Genomic DNA, 16,921 nt, shown 5'->3' with positions numbered 1-16,921 from the left:
GGATTTTTTCTGACCCCCCGGCAATTCTTCACAAAACATACAATCCGTAAAAACACGGTAAAAATAACAGTATAATTCCCTATTAACTAATACATTTTCTAGCATATTTTTTCCGAAATTTGCATATTAATTGAATTTCATCCGTAAAATACTGCTAAGCTATGAATACAGAATCAAACAATCCGTTACAACCTGGAACAATGTCAAATAGTCTTATCCAGGCTCTCATCGACAATTACCGTCAAACCCACCTAAATGTTATCAATACCGCTTTAGGAATAGATGACGCTCATTCCATCTGGTTTGACCTTCCGAAATTAAAAAATTTTATTGCTAATATTGAAGCCGAGGCCACCAAAGCGAACCCAGACGCATCTACGGAAGATTTAGGGGTCAGATTTTATTATGCTACTTACCCGAAACAGGAAAACTGGTCTATTATGGACTCCCACCCTGTTCCGATAGAATACGCAGGAAGGCACACTCTAGTGATGGTCCCAACATTAAAAAAAACCAATGAAACAGGAGAACTTATTGATTATGATTTCAATCCTTTTCAAAGTACTGAAGGAAAATCTTTTGCATTAGCCAACAAATCTGCCAAAGGCATGGGAGAAGATGATGATACCAGTCTTGGAGAAAATAACGGAATACTTGTTCCACCAAAAGCTCCTTTAGGCCAGTCTTTTTAATTGTAAATATATCATATTTAGAACTGTATGACAGAATTCCAGGAATTTGCACAAAAAAGTCTGCTTTGGGCTGAAGGACTTGCTGCAGTCATAGCACTTTTCCATTATAACCGTTTAAAAGAACAACATTGGAAACTTTTTGTGTTTTATCTGGTATTTATTTTTCTTGGGGAAGCTTATGGCAAATGGGGAAGTTTTGTTCATTTTACCAAAGCTCAATACTACAACTACCTTTTAATGCCAATCCAGTTTGTATTTTTTTACTGGTTATATGCTGCAAAATCTTTAGGAAAACCCAAATTATTTTGGATATTTTCCATTCTATATCTGCTTTCATTTATTCCCAACGAATTATATTTTTCCAGAAGTAAAATTGTATTTGCTTTCAACTATACGTTTGGCTGTCTTATTTTGATGCTTTTGGTAATCATGGAGTATTATAAACAAATTACTTCACAAGAAATCCTCAATTTCAATAAAAACAAAATGTTTTATATTAATCTTGGGATTACAATATCATATATTGGAACATTACCTTTCATGGCATTTTTATCACTTCTGGTAAAATACAAGGAAATTTGGGACATTTATTTCAGTTATTTCCTGGTCTCGGTTTCGGTAATGTACATCTTATTTGCAAGTTCATTCATATGGGGAAAACAGAGCTCTTAATAGTTATTATTCTATTTAACATACTCTTTGTGATGTTTGTAACGGCAGTATTAATCTATATCCGGAGTTACAGACAACGCAAAAAAGAATATTTAACAGAGATAGAGATGAAAAATGAAATTCATCAGAGAGAGCTTCTGGCTACCCAATTGGAAATCCAGCAGGCCACCATGCAGCAGATTGGAAGGGAATTGCATGATAATATTGGTCAGAAACTAACTTTGGTAAGCCTGTATGTTCAGCAAATGCTTTATGAAAATAAGGTGTCTGAAGCCAGCGAAAGAATAGATCAGGTATCACAAATCATTAACCAGTCTCTGCAGGATCTCAGGAGTTTGTCGAAAACGCTGACTGACGACAACATCAATCAAAAGGAAATTGTAACTTTAATACAGGAAGAAGTAGACAATACGAATTCTTTTAAAAAGTGTATGGTCAGCTTTGAACATAATTTCAAGCAGCTTGATTTAGGTTTTGTTCATAAAAACATGCTGCTCAGAATCACACAGGAATTTATTCAGAACAGTATAAAGCATTCCCGTTGTAAAAATATTTTTATATGCCTGAATACTTCCGAAGATATCCTTTGGGAGCTCGACATCCGCGATGATGGAATCGGGTTTGATACTTCACAGATCAAATCCAACGGAATAGGCCTTACGAATATGAAAAACAGAGCTGAAATCATCGGGGCAAATTTTCATATGGAAAGTCAGAAAAATACGGGAACCCGAATCAATATTATCTTAAAAAAACAGTCATGAAGAAATCTATTGTAATTGTTGACGATCATATACTTATCGCAAAAGCCCTGGAAGGCATTATTGGTAATTTCAACGAATTTGAAGTTATCTATGTATGCGAGAACGGAAAAGACCTCATCCAAAAAATTGAAGAAGGAAATACTATTCCGGATATCATTCTTTTAGATATCAGCATGCCGATTATGGACGGTTTTGAAACCGCTGTCTGGCTTACAAAAAATCATCCTGCCATTAAAATCATGGCACTTAGTATGCAGGGTGATGACAATAGTGTAATTAAAATGATTAAAAGCGGGGCAAAAGGTTACCTTTTAAAAAACACCCACCCAAGAGATCTGGAAACAGCACTTACCCGATTGAACAGTGATGGTTTCTTTTATCCGGACTGGGCCTCTAAAATTATTTTCTCCAACCTTAATAAAGAAACAGAATCCGAAATTGCTGTAAGAATTTCTGACAGGGAAAAAGAATTCCTGAAGTATACTGTAACGGAACTCAGCTATAAAGAAATTGCAGACAGAATGTGCTGCAGTCCAAGAACCGTGGAAAGTTATCGTGATCAGCTTTGTGAAAAACTGGATTTAAAAACCCGTGTCGGATTGGCTGTATTTGCTATTAAAAATGGTTTTGCAAACTAAAATTTATCATGAAAAAATTCTTTTTTAAATAAATTTAAACGAAAAGTATTCACGAAAAATAATCAAAAACAGAAAACACAATAACAAATTTTACAAAATTGATTAAAATTCAAAACATTTAAAATAACCATGAATTTAAATCAAACAAACCTCTAAATAATTATCAATTATTTAATAAAATAAGAAAAATATTTGCATATTAATTTTAAATAATATAATTTCACATCCTCAACCTAAATGATTTTGATATGAAAAAACTATTATTTGGAGCTCTTATGCTCAGTGTGATGTCTGCATGTAACAATGACAACATCACCAATCAAAATGAAAACACAACTGACGAAGCAGTAACTACAGCAGGTTTTGCTCAAAGAGGCTGTGCTTCTGAGGAAATCAGACAGGAAGCATTGAAAAAAAGTCCTGAACTTCAGCAAAGATTCGCAGCATTAGAAACCAATACAGAAAAATTCGCCAATGATATCAAGTTTGGAAAGGTTCTGGCTGATGGTACGGTAGAAATTCCGGTTATAGTGAATGTCATCTACAAGACTACAGCTGAAAACGTTTCTGACGCAAGAATTGCTGAGCAAATTGCAGTATTAAATGCTGACTATTCCGGCACCAACAGTGATGCCAGCAAAATTCCAACAGAATTCCAAACTGTGAGCTCTGGTGACACAAAAGTAAAATTCAGACTTGTTAATACTGTTAGAAAATCTACTTCAAAAACCAGCTGGGCTACCAATGACGACATGAAAAAAGCATCTAAAGGAGGAATTGACGCAACTAATCCTACTAATTATTTAAATTTATGGGTGGTGGGCAAAATGACCAGCCAGGGACGTACAATTCTTGGATATGCAACTTTCCCAGAATCTGCAGGTCTCTGGAATGACGGTGTTGTAATTGCTGCTCCATATTTTGGAAAAACCGGTGCATCTTCACCTTTCAACCTGGGAAGAACGGCAACACATGAAGTAGGACACTATTTAAACTTAAGACACATCTGGGGTGATGCTAATTGCGGAAATGACCTGGTAAGTGATACTCCTACACAAACTACAGCAAATTACGGAAAGCCTTCTTATCCTCTATACAATACTTGCAGCGGTGTACAAAGATCTGTAATGTTTATGAATTATATGGATTATGTAGATGACGCAGCCATGTTCATGTTCTCTTCAGGACAAAAAACAAGAATGCAGTCTGTAGTAGCCTCTTCTGGTGCCAGATCAGGATTAAGAGTATACTAATACATATTTTTAAATTATTATATTATAAAGTCTATTCCAAATTTGGGATAGGCTTTTTTTGTACCTTTTTTAGATTAAAACTCAGCAATACCATTCTATTATTAGCTCAGTAATATATTCAACAAACAAAGCCAGAGATGACCTATATTTTTTATTAAAAAAACATATAGGACAGTAAAAAAAACTAAAAATGGGAATAATGCATGAAACACATCACTTTAATTATGTATTTAAGATATTTTTATTAACGAATTTTAAATAAAAAATATCCTACAAATTATATAGAGTATAAAATTATTTACACTTAAAAATACACTTATACGTGAAATATAAAACAAATCAATAAAATTGATTAAAATTCAATAAATATTAAATTAAGATGAGATAAACACAATTAAAATAACCATTAAATAAATATTCTTTAAATATTTTCTAAAATTGTTTGCATATCAATTTTAAATAATATAATTTCACAGCCTCAACCAAATTATATTATAACGATATGAGAAAATTCTTATTCGGAGCCCTGGTTCTGGGCTTTATGTCAGCATGTAACTCCGACAACTTAAGTAATCAAAATGAAACGCCTGTGGATCAGGAAGCTTCCGCTCCAGGCGCTCTTAAAAGAAGCTGTCCTTCAGAAGGAATAAGACAGGCAATGCTTCTGAAAAACCCTGCACTAAAACAAAAAATGGCCGATATTGAATTCGGTACTGAAAAATTTGCTGAAAATCTTAAATTGGGAAAAGTTCTGGCAGACGGTACCGTTGAGATTCCGGTAGTTTTTAATGTAATTTACAATACTTCCGCTCAAAATGTTTCTGACGCAAGAATCGCAGAACAAATTGCAGTACTGAATGCTGATTATGGTGCTACCAATTCTGACATTAATAAAATTCCTTCAGCATTTCAACCTTCGGCAGCAGGAGACGTAAAAATCCGTTTCAAATTAGTAGCCACCAACCGTAAACAAAGTACAAAAACAGGTTGGAGATCTGATCTTGAGCAAATGAAAAAGGCAAGCACAGGGGGTATTGATGCTACTGATGTGACTAAAAATATGAATATATGGGTTGTTAACTCAATCCTTGATGAGAATAACCAACCAGGAACCTTAGGCTATGCTTATTACCCTGAAAATGCAGGACAATGGTATGATGGTCTTGTAATAGGATACCAATATATCGGAAAAACCGGTGCTTCTGCTCCATTCAACTTAGGAAGAACGGTAACTCACGAAGTAGGACACTATCTGAATCTGCCACACCTTTGGGGATCATCTGATACAGGATGCCAAACAGATTACTCTAATGACACTCCTGTGTCTCCAGGCCCTAACTACGGAAACCCAACTTATCCTCTGAACAGAATTTGCGGAGGAGTAAGCCGTTCTCAGATGTTCATGAACTATATGGATTATGTAGATGACAAATCTATGGTAATGTTCTCAGCTAATCAAAAAACAAGAATGCAGGCTGTAGTAGCAGCGTCCGGGCCAAGATCTGGCTTAAGATAATTAGCAAGTTAGCTGAATATTATAAAAATATTAAAATAGTCTATCTCAATTTTTGGGATAGATTTTTTTAATATTTTTACTCGACTTACATTTCAGCACCACTACGATGAAAAAATTAGCATTAGCATCAGGAATACTATTGCATCTATATTGTATAAAAGCACAGGATACTATCCAAATTAAAACACAGGATACCATCCGATCCCGAAATCTTATGGAAGACATTGTGCCTACCAATTCCACCGGTTGTGTATTTCAGCAGAAAACACCATTTTTCAAAAAGGAGTGGGTGAAAAAATCAGTAGCTCCTGCCCTTCTTTTCACGGCTGCTGCTGCAACATGGGGAGAAAAAGAGAATATCCGCGAAGTAAGAAACCGCTATCTTCCTAATTTCAAGGTCAAATTTGATGATTATCTTCAGTATGCCCCGGCTGCAACTGTTTACGGATTAAAACTGGCAGGTGTAAAAGGCCGGAATAATATGGGCCGGGCCACTCTGTCTTATGGTACAAGTTTAGTCATCATGGCTATTTTAGTTAATTCTATTAAATATACAGCAAAAGTTGAACGTCCGGATGGCTCCAAAAACAATTCATTTCCATCAGGACATGCAGCAATGGCTTTTACCAATGCAAGTTTTCTGCATAAAGAATATGGTATGGTAAACCCAGCCTACAGTATTGCAGGATATGGTTCTGCCGCTATTACAGGACTTGGCAGAAATTTGAATAACAGACACTGGGTTCCGGATATTCTTGCCGGCGCTGGTATCGGAATTATATCTACAGAACTGGGGTACTTTTTTATTGATAAAATTTATAAAAATAAAGGGGATAATTTAAGTATCTTATCCAGAATACAAGGAAATGATTATCCCTCTTTTCTTACCCTGAAGATGGGTACCGCATTAGGTACGACTAATTTCCTGAGGGAATCTGAACTGGATGACAAAAAACAAGTAGGTTTTGAAGGCGGATTGGAAGGAGCTTATTTCTTTTCAAAAAAATGGGGTGTGGGTGCAGATGTTACCTTCAGCAGCTTCCCTATTAAATCTCAGAGAATAACTTTTGATGACGGGCAGGATTTTGGCAACCATGAAATCAAAACACAGTCCATGGGCTTCCTGGCTGCAGGGATTGGGCCTTATTTTTCTCATGAATTTTCAGATAAATGGCAGCTTACTTTAAAGTTAACCGGAGGATATGCTACTACTGCCAGTGGAAAAGTTTTTGTAAAAGGAGATGATATAGACGCTCCTAACCACGAACTTCAGATAGCCCGATACAAGCCTAAACCCGCTTTCCGTTGGAATACAGGAGCAGCGATGACTTACAGGTTCAATCCGGGGCTGGGTCTTACGTTCTATACGGATTACAATCAGATAAACTCTACGATCCGGTATCGCTTCAGTGATGAGATCAAGGAAAGTGCTGAGCTGGATCAGGAACTTAACCACCTTATTGCTAAAGAAAAAATCAATTATATTACATTAGGGTTAAGATTAACTGCCTATTTTTAAAAATACAAAAGCCTTCAGAATCTGAAGGCTTTTATTTTATAAGTTTTTCTGATTGTTTTCGGGAGTATAATCCATAAACAGATCTCCATCCAACTTTACAGATTTCACTTTCTTCTTAATAGGAATCACAAGATCGGTCAGCTTCTGATCTTTTTCCCAGACAGAAGGAGAGAAATGCAGTTTTTCTGTAGTCCCGTCTTCATATGTTATTAACGCATCAAAGGGAATTGCAAAACCACCTACATTGGCTATGTTTACTGTAAGCATATCATTAATCTGGGATGCACCTGTTACTTTTAAATCAATATAATTATTGGTATAAAACCAATTTTGGAAGAACCAGTTCAGGTTTTTCCCTGATCCTGTATTCATAGAGTTGAAATAATCCCATGGAACCGGATGTTTTCCATTCCAGTTGTCCATATAATGATGTAATGCTTTTTTGAAAAGTTCGTCTCCTAAATAATCTTTCAATGCCAGATAAGACAAAGAAGCTTTTACATAAGAATTGTTTCCATATCCGGAACCACTCACCTGCGTACTCATGGTAATCACCGGTTGATCCTGTTCTGCAGATGGGTCATTGATCCATTTTTTAACCCTGAAGTTTTTATAAAATTCTTTGGCTGCAGCTTCGCCGTTTTCATCAACTCCTATAAGATATTCCAGGGTAGTTGCCCAGCCTTCATCCATAAATGCATATCTCGTCTCGTTGATACCCATATAAAAAGGGAAATAGGTGTGCGCAATTTCATGATCTGCAGTCAGCCTTGCATCCTGAAGATCATCAGGAATACTGGTATCATTGATCATCATTGGATATTCCATATCTGCATATCCCTGAATAGCAGTCATTACATTATAAGGATATTCTACTCCCGGCCAGTTTTTAGAGAACCAATCAAGATTATAACGCATCCAGTCTACATAGTGCTCAAAATCTGCTGCGCCATTTTTATATCCTGCCTGAACGCTTGCTCTTTTCGATTTTAACTGAACACTTGATGCATCCCACACATAATGGTTGCTCATTGCAAAACAGAAATCTGTAATGTGACTGGCTTTAAATTTCCAGACATTCCATTTATTAGGTTTGGCTACTTTCCCAGACTTCATTTCCTGCTCTGTAGCAATATGCATTACTTTATCGCTTTTTAATGAAGCTTTATATCTTTTTAAATACTCCGGCTGAAGGACTGCTTCCGGGTTCAGGAAATCTCCTGTTGCCCAGACTACAAAATTTTTAGGTGCTGTAATCGCAAAGCTGTAGTCGTTGAAGTCATTGTAAAACTCCTGTCTGTCTGAGTGTGGAAGCATATCCCATCCGTTATAATCATCATACACAGAAATTCTTGGATAGGAATAAGCAACATAAAATGTTTCCGGATCTATCTGACCTTCTCTTCCACTCTGTACTGAAAGCGGATATTCCCATTCAATTTTTACTTCAGCTTTTGATTTAGGTTTTAAAGCTGTTTTTAATTTTACTTTTTCAACAGTACTCCAATCATCACTGTTAACGTCATATTTTGTTCCGTTTACAATGAAAGATTTAATCTTAAGTCCTGAAGACAGAAAATCTTTAGACACAAATCCCGATCTTGGTGACTGCGGTTTATGAAGGTTATTCACAAATCGAATAGCCAGTTCATTCAGACTATCCGGGCTGTTGTTCGTATAAACAATTGTTTCTTTTCCGGAAACCATTTTGGTATTGGCATCCACTTTCACATCCACATTATATACTCCCTTATTCTGCCAATAGTTTTTACCTGGTGCTCCGGAGATATCGCGGGTCCCTTTTTCATACGCTTTTTTAATATTCCTCGGCATATAGAGTTCCTGTGCAGACAATTGCAGCAAGGAAACAACCATCAGCATTCCGGAAAAAATTTTCTTCATAATGACCTTTTTAAAGATAGGTGTCAAAAATAGCAAAAATGTAACATCAGTAGGTTATTTCTTTTATAATAATATCTTATTGTAATGATGTTTATATCATATTATTCTACAGTCTATCTTGTTCGGCAGTTTTCTTTATTGTTTTTGCATTTTTCACAGATTGATTTCCAAAGTTGAATTTCAGTGAAAAGGAAATGCCTTGCGCATCCGTATAATCCAGAAAATAGTTATCCTGATTCGCGTATTTTGTACTGACTTTCTGGCCTGTTGTTCTGAAAATATCAGTGAATATAAGACTTGCTTCCAGCTTTTTATTCAGGAACTTTCTGTTCATCACAAAATATGCCGACCACGCCGCAGAAATTCTAAAAGTCCCTTGTATTCCGGGAGAATAGTAACGGTGTCCCATTTCCATCTTCCAATCACTATTTTTATCGAGTGTAAAGCTTGTTGAGATATTGGAAACCCAGTTCCAGACTTTATTTTTATATAACATTCCGTCTGTTCCTTTAAAATAATTTTCATTGTGTTCAAGGTTTTCGGACATAATGATATTCCACCATGGTTTGACCTGAAAGTTTTTGTATAAACTTAACCCGAAAGCTTCTCCCTTCTCAATATTGGTAAAGTAATAAATGAGACTGTTGGTATTGGGTTCCTGATATGAAATTTCCATAGACGGATAGATTTCTTTACGGTAATACAGATCCACATTCCATTCTTTCCATGAGTAGGTAAGATTGAGGTTATGGGTAATGGTTGCCTTTAGCTTTGGGTCTCCCTGATAATACGAAAACAGATTGTAATAAGATTTTGCAGGGTTCAACCATGAATAGGAAGGTCTGCTGATCCTTTTCCCATAAGAGAAACCGAATTCCTGTTTATTTTCTGTGGTATATTGTGCGTAAAAAGTGGGGAAAAACTTCCAATAGTTGGTTTTATTCAATTCATAAGGTTCAGAGACTACTCCTTCCAGATCTGTCATTTCTGTGCGAAGCCCTCCTTTGAAATTCCATTTTCCAATATTGTAGGCTAATGAAGAATACAGGGCAAAATTATGCTCCTTATAATCAAAGATACTGCTCTTTTCCGGACGGTATTGTAATATTCCATTTTCATTGTCAGAGAAATCAAGTGCGCTGCTTGTCTTTACAAAACTATATTTTGCTCCGGATTCCAGCTCCAGCTTATCACTTTTCCACTGATAATCGAATTGAGTGGAATACAGCTGAACATCGGCTTTATTTTTCGTAAGAAAATTATCTTCTTTTGGAGGCTGGCCCGCAAAGTTCAGATTGGTGATGACATTCTGATATTTATCGGCGTTGTTTCCCGTAAAATAGCTAATCCATGAAAGACTGCTTTTCTTATTCAGCTTCCGGTCTATCTGAAAACTTACAGAGTTATTAATGGAACGGGAGCGGTGATCATTGATGGTGGTATAATTGGATTCTACGATATCCTGATTATTATAGATCAGTGTAGGAACATTGTAGGTTCCGAAGGATTTCGGAGAAAAATACCCTGAGTAGTTGAGGCTTGCATTGGTTAAGCTGTCCAATTCATATTCCACATTAAAATTCAGGGTATTCTGGTTATAGTTTTTATCCTTCCTGTTCATCGTACTAACCCATCGGGTTTGGCTCTCCGGGTAGTTTACATAGTCTGTTCCTTCCCGGTAGTACGTCCCCAGCCCTCTATAATAGCTTCCCATAACGGAAAGTTTATCTTTTTTATAATATTGGGAAAGACCAAAAACGCCTTTCGCATATTGTGTCTGCACATATTTGGATGAAAGAATTCCGCGGTAGCCTTCAATTTTATTCTTTTTCAGAACAATATTCAGCACTGCACTTCCTGAAGCTTCATATTTTGCTGGCGGATTGGTAATCACTTCTACCGATTTCACATCATCTCCCTGTGTATTTTCTAAAAGATTTTTAAGCTCATCACCCGTCAGCATTATCTTTTTATCATTAATGGTCACCAAAATTGCAGTACTTCCCTTTACACCGAGTACATCATTGTTTACGGTGACACTTGGTGTATTCTTTAGAATTTCCCAGGCATTGAGTGAGGAAATATTGCTGTTTTCAACATTAAATTCCAGGCGATCCACTTTTCTTTTCACCAAGGGCTTGCGTTTCGTCATTACCACTCCTTCTATTTCCTGCGTTTCTTTTTTAAGGATAACATTCAGAGGATCAAGCTCTTTCAGATCAAGTTTTTTCTCAAATAAAGAGTATCCCAGGTTTTTAACTACCAGTTTTACATCCTGTTCTGCTATTCCCTCCAGTATAAAATTTCCGTTTTCATCCGTTTTTAATTCTTTAATTAATGTATTCTGAGAATTATACAGCTCTATTTTTACCGATGAAAGCTTTTCATTTTCAGTGTTCATAACTGTTCCTTTAAGTTTTTGTTTCTGGGCAAGAATCAAAACCGGAAAACACAGAAAAAAAAGAATTTTATACATGGTCATTTTTTTATCCTAACAAAAACACTGTTCTGTTTTATGGCTACAAAATTCTGTATTGAAAGGGAGAATTTCGGTTAATGATGGGTTAATGATAGGTTAATGTCTTTTCTTTACAATAACAAAACCTGAATTCGTAAATTCAGGTTTCAAAATTAATAGAGTATATTTTTTTATGGATAAGGAATGGCTTTATCCAGTTCAATCGGATTATAATATTTTTTGATGTCTGTCTGCGTTTGTTTAGTCAAACCTGCAAATTCTTCTTTGCTTTTGATTTGCTGCCCATTAATACGGACATTCCAGTCCGGCTGAAAATCGGTTCTCATTCTGGCATATGGATCATTGTAAAACTCCAGATTCAGTTTTACCCATTTCTTTAAGTCAATGGCAATAGCATCCAGTGAATAATGTTTTTCGAGAAAGCTTTTTGTATCGTATGTTTTTGGCAGGTTTTTATTTCGGGAGAAAGAATATATAAAATCTTTCTTGTCATCTTCTACATACAGAACCAATCCCGGCAATCCTCTGAATTTATAAGGTCCTTCAGGAATGTTGATATCCGGCGTAAACCAAGCGGTCCAGTTTCTTCCTCCAAACACAGCAGTTGCTCTTTGTAAATTATAATTATTGATCTTTTTAGTATCAGCCTCTATTTTCCACTGGATATTATCCTCCGTTTCAAAAACATAATAATAAGGCATCATCATGATCTGAACAAAGTTTTTATTTTTATTGGAATTTCTTTTTCGGATAATGGTTTGTCCGGACTGGCTGGTATGTTGGGAAGAAATTCCTCCGTGAAGAATATTCAGGGAATCGCTTGCTAAAAATTCAGATTCATAAAACTTCACTTCATCAGGATTGATATCCAGCACCATTTCTTCTTTATCATAATTGGTCCCGTTAGGTTCAAATCTGTACTGAAGTTCATATATAAAGCGATGGGTTTGTGCATTGGTATGCATCCCAAGCATAAGAATCAGAAGAATGAGTATCTTTTTCATTAAATGGTCATTAATTTTCTAAAATTACCAAAAACACATTAACCATCAGGTTAATAAAAGGTTAATGACAAAAATACTATTTCAGTAAAATGTTAAAGTTTTATCTTTGTTTCAATGATAGCCAAAAGTAAAATTCTGATTCCGGTTTTTGCCGCTCTGTTCCTGCTTTTACTGGGAATACAGGTCTACTTTATGTACAAGACCTATCAGGTAAAAGAAAGGGATATCTACAGATCCGTGAATGACGGGCTTACCCATTTTACAGACAGTCTTGAAGACATCCAGGAGGTGAAAGAAAGAAATGATGACTCTCTTCAGGAAATCATTATAAGGTATCATAATAACGAGATCAACAAAAGGAATTTTCTCAATTATTTTATAGAAAACAGGAAATCTGCCAGAGAAAGACTGATCCATTATATCGACAGCCGCTATCAGAAAGACGGATATGAGATTTCCGCAAGAATCCGGTATCTTTCCATTGTCCATCTGCCAGACAGCGCAAAAGTAATTACAGAACCTATTGTCATTTTTGAGACACAGGATAAGCTTAAAAATCCACGTATCGCCAGTAATGGAAGCTGGGAAACCTCAACCACCAAAAGAGATGATACGGATAATGGGCAGGTTGAAAAAAAGAATAGTTTTCTGGTTAAAACCCAGACAGATTTTGAGATTAAAAATATAAAAAGTATTGTTTTCAAAGAGCTTACCCTACTGATCATTTGCTGTATTATACTTCTTGCAGGAGTTCTTTTACTTTATATCTTCACGATCAGAAATCTGATTCAGCAGCAGAAACAGGTAGAAGTTCTCCACACGATTGTGGATAACATTTCACATGAGTTTAAAACTCCGATTGCTACTTTAAAAATAGCTTCCAAAGCATTAAAAAAAGAATGGAACCCGGAAACACTGCCTCTTATTGACCGCCAGATTTCCCGCCTTGAAAGCCTGATGGTTCAGCTTCATAAGGATGAAACGCCGGATGAAATGGTTGAAATACAACCTGAAGACTGGGATTTTTTCATTCAGGATCTTGCGGTTACTTACCCGAACATTGATTTTAAACTTGAAAATTCAGTTTCACAAAAGCTTCCTTATGATAAAAACCTGATGGAAACAGTCATTAAAAATCTTTGTGAAAACAGTGTTAAATATGGGGCATCTGCTGTTACAATAAATACCCGAAACCATTCTCAACATCTTGAAATTAAAGTTTCAGATAATGGGCAAGGCATGGAAACAAAAGAATTGAATCATATTTTTGAAAAATTCTACAGAATTCAGAACAATAATATCCACAACAGCAAAGGGCTGGGACTTGGACTTTACTTCGTTAAAAAAATCATTACAAAATACGGAGGTAAAATAGAAGTTTCCAGTAAACCTCAGGCAGGAAGTACTTTTAAAATATCAATTCCTTATGAAAACTAAAATCCTTCTGGCAGAAGACGATCCGGATTTCGGAATGATTCTGAAGCAGTATCTTGAATTGGAAGATTTTGAAGTCAGCTGGTTTCAGAATCCGGAAGATGTAGTCCCGTTACTTCAATCTGATTTTCCTTTTCAAATGGGTATTCTTGATGTGATGATGCCCAATCTCGACGGTTTTTCTCTGGCTCAAATGATTTTAAAGGAAAAAAGTAATTTCCCGTTACTGTTTTTAACGGCTAAAAATCAAAAAATAGACCGACTGACCGGGTTGAAAATAGGCGCCGATGATTATATTGCCAAACCATGCGACCCTGAAGAACTCGTGTTACGAATTAAAAACATTCTGAAAAGAACGTTTCCTGTCGCTACGGAAAGCCAGATAAAAATCGGGGAATTTTCATTGGATACCACCAAACTTCTATTATCGCATCCTAACGGAAACAACCGGCTTACCATACGGGAACAGGAGCTTTTATTATATCTTCTGAAGCATAACAGGACGATCATCACCAGAGATAATATTCTGGATAATCTTTGGGAAACGAATGATTATTTTACCGGAAGAAGCCTTGATGTGTTCATCAGCAGACTCCGCAAGTATTTCAACAGCGATCCCCAAATAAAAATCCAATCCCTGAGAGGAATTGGATTTGAAGTCGATTTTCCAACCCACTGATTTTTATAGAGACAAATTCACAATCACCGGAAAATGGTCCGATGGATACAACAGATTTTCTCTTCTGTCATTGATATGTCTGTGAGATCTTATTTTAAAGCCTTGTGTAAAAATATAATCAATTCTGTCTTTCGGAACTTCATTGACATTGAAGCCTGTGAAAGTTCCTACCGGCCCGTAATGCTTGGTTTCGGAATGATAAAAAGTGTCTTTCATATTCTGGGAAAGAATTTTAATCGGTTCTGAATCATCTGTGAGGTTAAAATCGCCGCTCAGAGTTACCGGAAGGTTCTTTGGATTCAGTTCTTTGATCTTTTTCAGGATCAGTTCGGAAGATTTTACTCTGGCTACATTTCCTACATGATCGAAATGAAGATTCATCGCAAGGAATTCTTTTTTTGATTTTTTATCTTTAAATATAGCATAAGTACAGATTCTGTTCAGAGCAGCATCCCAGCCTTTTGAGGGTTTTTCCGGAGTTTCGGACAACCAGAATGTTCCTGATTTTATTACTTCAAGCTTGTTGGTATCATAAAAAATAGCTGAAAATTCTCCTTTTTCTTTACCATCGTCTCTTCCTACTCCTATGTAATCATAGTTTTTTAATCCTGTTTTAATATCTTTCATCTGTCCCGGAAGCGCTTCCTGTACTCCGAAATAATCTGGATGATAATAGGTTAATAAATCTGCAACATCCTGTTTTCTCTTCGGCCATGCATTGTCTTTATCGGATTCAACATTCAGTCTGATATTGAAACTCATTACGGTAAGGTCCTGTGAAAATCCTAATGCAAAAAACATCAGGAACACCATTGAAAATCTTAAATTCATATGTTATTTTATCAGTAAGAGACAAAAATAAAACTTCTCTGTGACAGAAAAGCTTTATTGATATGATTATATTGTTAAATTATCTTTTTCTTCTTCTATAGATATAAAATACTCCTTAAAATCAGTTTCTGAAACAGGTATACTGCTTTCAAGTTTTACCACCCCAATGGTTGTATAGTGAGCAGCCAGCCTGATCTTTTTATTTTTAAGAAGAGCTTCAAGCTTTTTTAAATTTATATCTTTCTTTAAAACGGCGAGATAAGTGATCATAGGTATACCTGTATTAATCCGTTTCCAATATCTCTGTATTTTATGCCTTCAATAGGTCTTGCCTTGTTTTCAATAAGTTCCCAGATTTCTTTTGCTGATTTATCAGGAAACTGTTCCATATATAAAGCTGCAAGTCCGGAAACATGTGGTGCAGCCATACTGGTACCGCTCATTGTATAGTAAAAGTTCTTTTTGTTCTTTGCGTTTTTAGGATAGGCACTTACAATATCTACTCCGGGAGCACAGACATTGATATTTCCCCCTGTAGAAGGATTGATTCCAGCATTTGAAAACCGGGCAATCTTCATCTGGCCGTCAATAGCTCCTACCGCCATAATAGATTTTGAATTGGCAGGCATTGAAACAGGCTGCGGAATCTGTGGCCTGTTGCTGTCATTTCCTGCGGCCGCTATAATAAGACAGTTATTTTCCAGTGCTCTTTCTCCAATAGTTTCAAAAAGTATGGAAGGCTGATCATCAAGCTTCACCGGAGATGCTAAGGACAGTGATAATATTCTGAATTTCTTCGTAATCGCCCAGTCTATAGCATCAATCACGCTGCTGGTAGTTCCTCTCCCGTTATCAGCGAGCACTTTTGCAATTTTCAGATTGCAGTCTCTGGCAATTCCGTAACGTCTTCCGGTATCAGATCTCGTATTTCCTGCAGCAACTCCTGCGCAGTGTGTACCATGCCCGTTGGGATCCCTGTTCCAGTCTTCACCATCAATGAAAGATTTCCCTTCCATTTCTTCAGAAGAAAAATCGGGATGGGAAGTTTCAAGTCCTGTATCCAGAATGCAGACATCAATACCTTTTCCTGTATAACGAGTGTTTTCCAGCCCAATCGCTTGTAGTCCCCATTCCATTTCAACGAATGATTTTTGAGGCAAAGGTTTGCTGGTTATGTATTTTTCGAGTTCTGAAATTTTTTCTGTGAGCCCGGCAGACTGTTTTTTAAGCTCATTAATCAACTGCAGTTCATCTGCAGGGAAAAATTCCCGTTCTTTTTCGTAATAAACGATAGAATTCGATTCATTTTTCACAGCGCTTTTCAACTGATCTTCATCCATATGGTCCACGACAAGAATGCCCAGGTTTTTGTAAAGCACTCCGTTATCCTGATCAATAATTTCATAGGAACGGTTTTCTTTGGAAAGAAGTTCCGAAGAAGTAATACTCACTTCCAGCTCTTTCTCTATTTTTTTGAGTGCAGTCTTCTGCTGATCTTTCAGCAAAACGATATATCTTCCGGTGTCCATAATGCTCTT

15 protein-coding genes are annotated in these 16,921 nt (G+C 36.3%); 9 read left to right on the top strand and 6 right to left on the bottom strand.

All coding sequences use genetic code 11. From position 1 onward, the window contains the following. Window positions 1-161: 161 nt before the first annotated feature. The 7 genes from FN817_RS21445 (at window position 162) to FN817_RS21415 (ending at window position 7,054) form a co-directional block, all read left to right on the top strand. Window positions 162-692: a hypothetical protein gene (locus FN817_RS21445; protein ID WP_142719702.1), complete on the top strand. Its 531-nt coding sequence runs from the start codon at window positions 162-164 to the stop codon at window positions 690-692. 27 nt (window positions 693-719) lie between these two features. After that, the gene (locus FN817_RS21440; protein WP_142719701.1) at window positions 720-1,364 is read left to right on the top strand and encodes a hypothetical protein; all 645 of its coding nucleotides are present in this window, start codon (window positions 720-722) and stop codon (window positions 1,362-1,364) included. Between the two features lie 107 nt (window positions 1,365-1,471). Further along, window positions 1,472-2,128: a sensor histidine kinase gene (locus FN817_RS21435; RefSeq protein WP_228451630.1), complete on the top strand. Its 657-nt coding sequence runs from the start codon at window positions 1,472-1,474 to the stop codon at window positions 2,126-2,128. Beyond that, window positions 2,125-2,766: a response regulator transcription factor gene (locus FN817_RS21430; RefSeq protein ID WP_142719699.1), complete on the top strand. Its 642-nt coding sequence runs from the start codon at window positions 2,125-2,127 to the stop codon at window positions 2,764-2,766. Before FN817_RS21435 ends, FN817_RS21430 begins: the two co-directional genes overlap by 4 nt. A 248-nt stretch (window positions 2,767-3,014) precedes the next feature. Next, entirely contained in the window at window positions 3,015-4,019 is a 1,005-nt protein-coding gene (locus tag FN817_RS21425; protein WP_142719698.1) for a zinc metalloprotease, read from the top strand. A gap of 502 nt (window positions 4,020-4,521) precedes the next feature. Next, a complete protein-coding gene (locus tag FN817_RS21420; RefSeq protein WP_142719697.1) occupies window positions 4,522-5,535 on the top strand; it encodes a zinc metalloprotease in 1,014 nt (337 codons plus the stop codon). A 106-nt stretch (window positions 5,536-5,641) separates the two neighbouring features. After that, window positions 5,642-7,054 (top strand): phosphatase PAP2 family protein, encoded by a 1,413-nt coding sequence (locus FN817_RS21415; protein WP_142719696.1) that lies wholly within the window; start codon window positions 5,642-5,644, stop codon window positions 7,052-7,054. A gap of 36 nt (window positions 7,055-7,090) precedes the next feature. On the opposite strand, the gene FN817_RS21410 is transcribed toward FN817_RS21415, so the two are convergent. The 3 genes from FN817_RS21410 to FN817_RS21400 all read right to left on the bottom strand — a co-directional run bounded on the left by FN817_RS21410 (window position 7,091) and on the right by FN817_RS21400 (window position 12,439). After that, window positions 7,091-8,956, bottom strand: a complete 1,866-nt coding sequence (locus FN817_RS21410) for a M1 family metallopeptidase (protein ID WP_142719695.1) — start codon at window positions 8,954-8,956, stop codon at window positions 7,091-7,093. A 106-nt stretch (window positions 8,957-9,062) separates the two neighbouring features. Then, window positions 9,063-11,432 (bottom strand): outer membrane beta-barrel family protein, encoded by a 2,370-nt coding sequence (locus tag FN817_RS21405; RefSeq protein ID WP_142719694.1) that lies wholly within the window; start codon window positions 11,430-11,432, stop codon window positions 9,063-9,065. A gap of 173 nt (window positions 11,433-11,605) precedes the next feature. After that, on the bottom strand, window positions 11,606-12,439 hold the full coding sequence (locus FN817_RS21400) for a GLPGLI family protein (RefSeq protein ID WP_142719693.1): 834 nt from the start codon (window positions 12,437-12,439) through the stop codon (window positions 11,606-11,608). A 114-nt stretch (window positions 12,440-12,553) separates the two neighbouring features. On the opposite strand from FN817_RS21400, the gene FN817_RS21395 reads away from it, so the two are divergent. Together FN817_RS21395 and FN817_RS21390 are read left to right on the top strand one after the other, a co-directional pair. Next, entirely contained in the window at window positions 12,554-13,876 is a 1,323-nt protein-coding gene (locus FN817_RS21395; RefSeq protein WP_142719692.1) for a sensor histidine kinase, read from the top strand. After that, window positions 13,866-14,552, top strand: a complete 687-nt coding sequence (locus tag FN817_RS21390; protein WP_142719691.1) for a response regulator transcription factor — start codon at window positions 13,866-13,868, stop codon at window positions 14,550-14,552. The genes FN817_RS21395 and FN817_RS21390 overlap by 11 nt, the downstream gene beginning before the upstream one ends. A 3-nt stretch (window positions 14,553-14,555) precedes the next feature. On the opposite strand, the gene FN817_RS21385 is transcribed toward FN817_RS21390, so the two are convergent. From FN817_RS21385 to FN817_RS21375, 3 genes are all read right to left on the bottom strand, one after another. Next, window positions 14,556-15,383: an endonuclease/exonuclease/phosphatase family protein gene (locus FN817_RS21385; protein ID WP_142719690.1), complete on the bottom strand. Its 828-nt coding sequence runs from the start codon at window positions 15,381-15,383 to the stop codon at window positions 14,556-14,558. Window positions 15,384-15,449: 66 nt separating this feature from the next. Beyond that, complete coding sequence (locus tag FN817_RS21380) at window positions 15,450-15,653, bottom strand: hypothetical protein (RefSeq protein ID WP_047420260.1); 204 nt, start codon at window positions 15,651-15,653, stop codon at window positions 15,450-15,452. Then, window positions 15,650-16,912: a S8 family peptidase gene (locus FN817_RS21375; RefSeq protein ID WP_142719689.1), complete on the bottom strand. Its 1,263-nt coding sequence runs from the start codon at window positions 16,910-16,912 to the stop codon at window positions 15,650-15,652. Before FN817_RS21375 ends, FN817_RS21380 begins: the two co-directional genes overlap by 4 nt. Window positions 16,913-16,921 lie beyond the last annotated feature (9 nt).

The organism is Chryseobacterium rhizoplanae (genome assembly GCF_900182655.1).
In the GTDB taxonomy this organism is placed as follows: Bacteria; Bacteroidota; Bacteroidia; order Flavobacteriales; family Weeksellaceae; genus Chryseobacterium; species Chryseobacterium rhizoplanae.
The sequence above is the reverse complement of the archived record's forward strand: the minus strand, read 5'-3'. Positions and strand labels throughout refer to the sequence as shown.

Excerpts from the sequence above, each read along its gene's own strand:
- FN817_RS21445 (WP_142719702.1), top strand. The coding sequence starts at position 162 with ATGAATACAGAATCAAACAATCCGTTACAACCTGGAACAATGTCAAAT.
- FN817_RS21440 (WP_142719701.1), top strand. The coding sequence starts at position 720 with ATGACAGAATTCCAGGAATTTGCACAAAAAAGTCTGCTTTGGGCTGAA.
- FN817_RS21435 (WP_228451630.1), top strand. The coding sequence starts at position 1,472 with ATGAAAAATGAAATTCATCAGAGAGAGCTTCTGGCTACCCAATTGGAA.
- FN817_RS21430 (WP_142719699.1), top strand. The coding sequence starts at position 2,125 with ATGAAGAAATCTATTGTAATTGTTGACGATCATATACTTATCGCAAAA.
- FN817_RS21425 (WP_142719698.1), top strand. The coding sequence starts at position 3,015 with ATGAAAAAACTATTATTTGGAGCTCTTATGCTCAGTGTGATGTCTGCA.
- FN817_RS21420 (WP_142719697.1), top strand. The coding sequence starts at position 4,522 with ATGAGAAAATTCTTATTCGGAGCCCTGGTTCTGGGCTTTATGTCAGCA.
- FN817_RS21415 (WP_142719696.1), top strand. The coding sequence starts at position 5,642 with ATGAAAAAATTAGCATTAGCATCAGGAATACTATTGCATCTATATTGT.
- FN817_RS21410 (WP_142719695.1), bottom strand. The coding sequence starts at position 8,956 with ATGAAGAAAATTTTTTCCGGAATGCTGATGGTTGTTTCCTTGCTGCAA.
- FN817_RS21405 (WP_142719694.1), bottom strand. The coding sequence starts at position 11,432 with ATGTATAAAATTCTTTTTTTTCTGTGTTTTCCGGTTTTGATTCTTGCC.
- FN817_RS21400 (WP_142719693.1), bottom strand. The coding sequence starts at position 12,439 with ATGAAAAAGATACTCATTCTTCTGATTCTTATGCTTGGGATGCATACC.
- FN817_RS21395 (WP_142719692.1), top strand. The coding sequence starts at position 12,554 with ATGATAGCCAAAAGTAAAATTCTGATTCCGGTTTTTGCCGCTCTGTTC.
- FN817_RS21390 (WP_142719691.1), top strand. The coding sequence starts at position 13,866 with ATGAAAACTAAAATCCTTCTGGCAGAAGACGATCCGGATTTCGGAATG.
- FN817_RS21385 (WP_142719690.1), bottom strand. The coding sequence starts at position 15,383 with ATGAATTTAAGATTTTCAATGGTGTTCCTGATGTTTTTTGCATTAGGA.
- FN817_RS21380 (WP_047420260.1), bottom strand. The coding sequence starts at position 15,653 with ATGATCACTTATCTCGCCGTTTTAAAGAAAGATATAAATTTAAAAAAG.
- FN817_RS21375 (WP_142719689.1), bottom strand. The coding sequence starts at position 16,912 with ATGGACACCGGAAGATATATCGTTTTGCTGAAAGATCAGCAGAAGACT.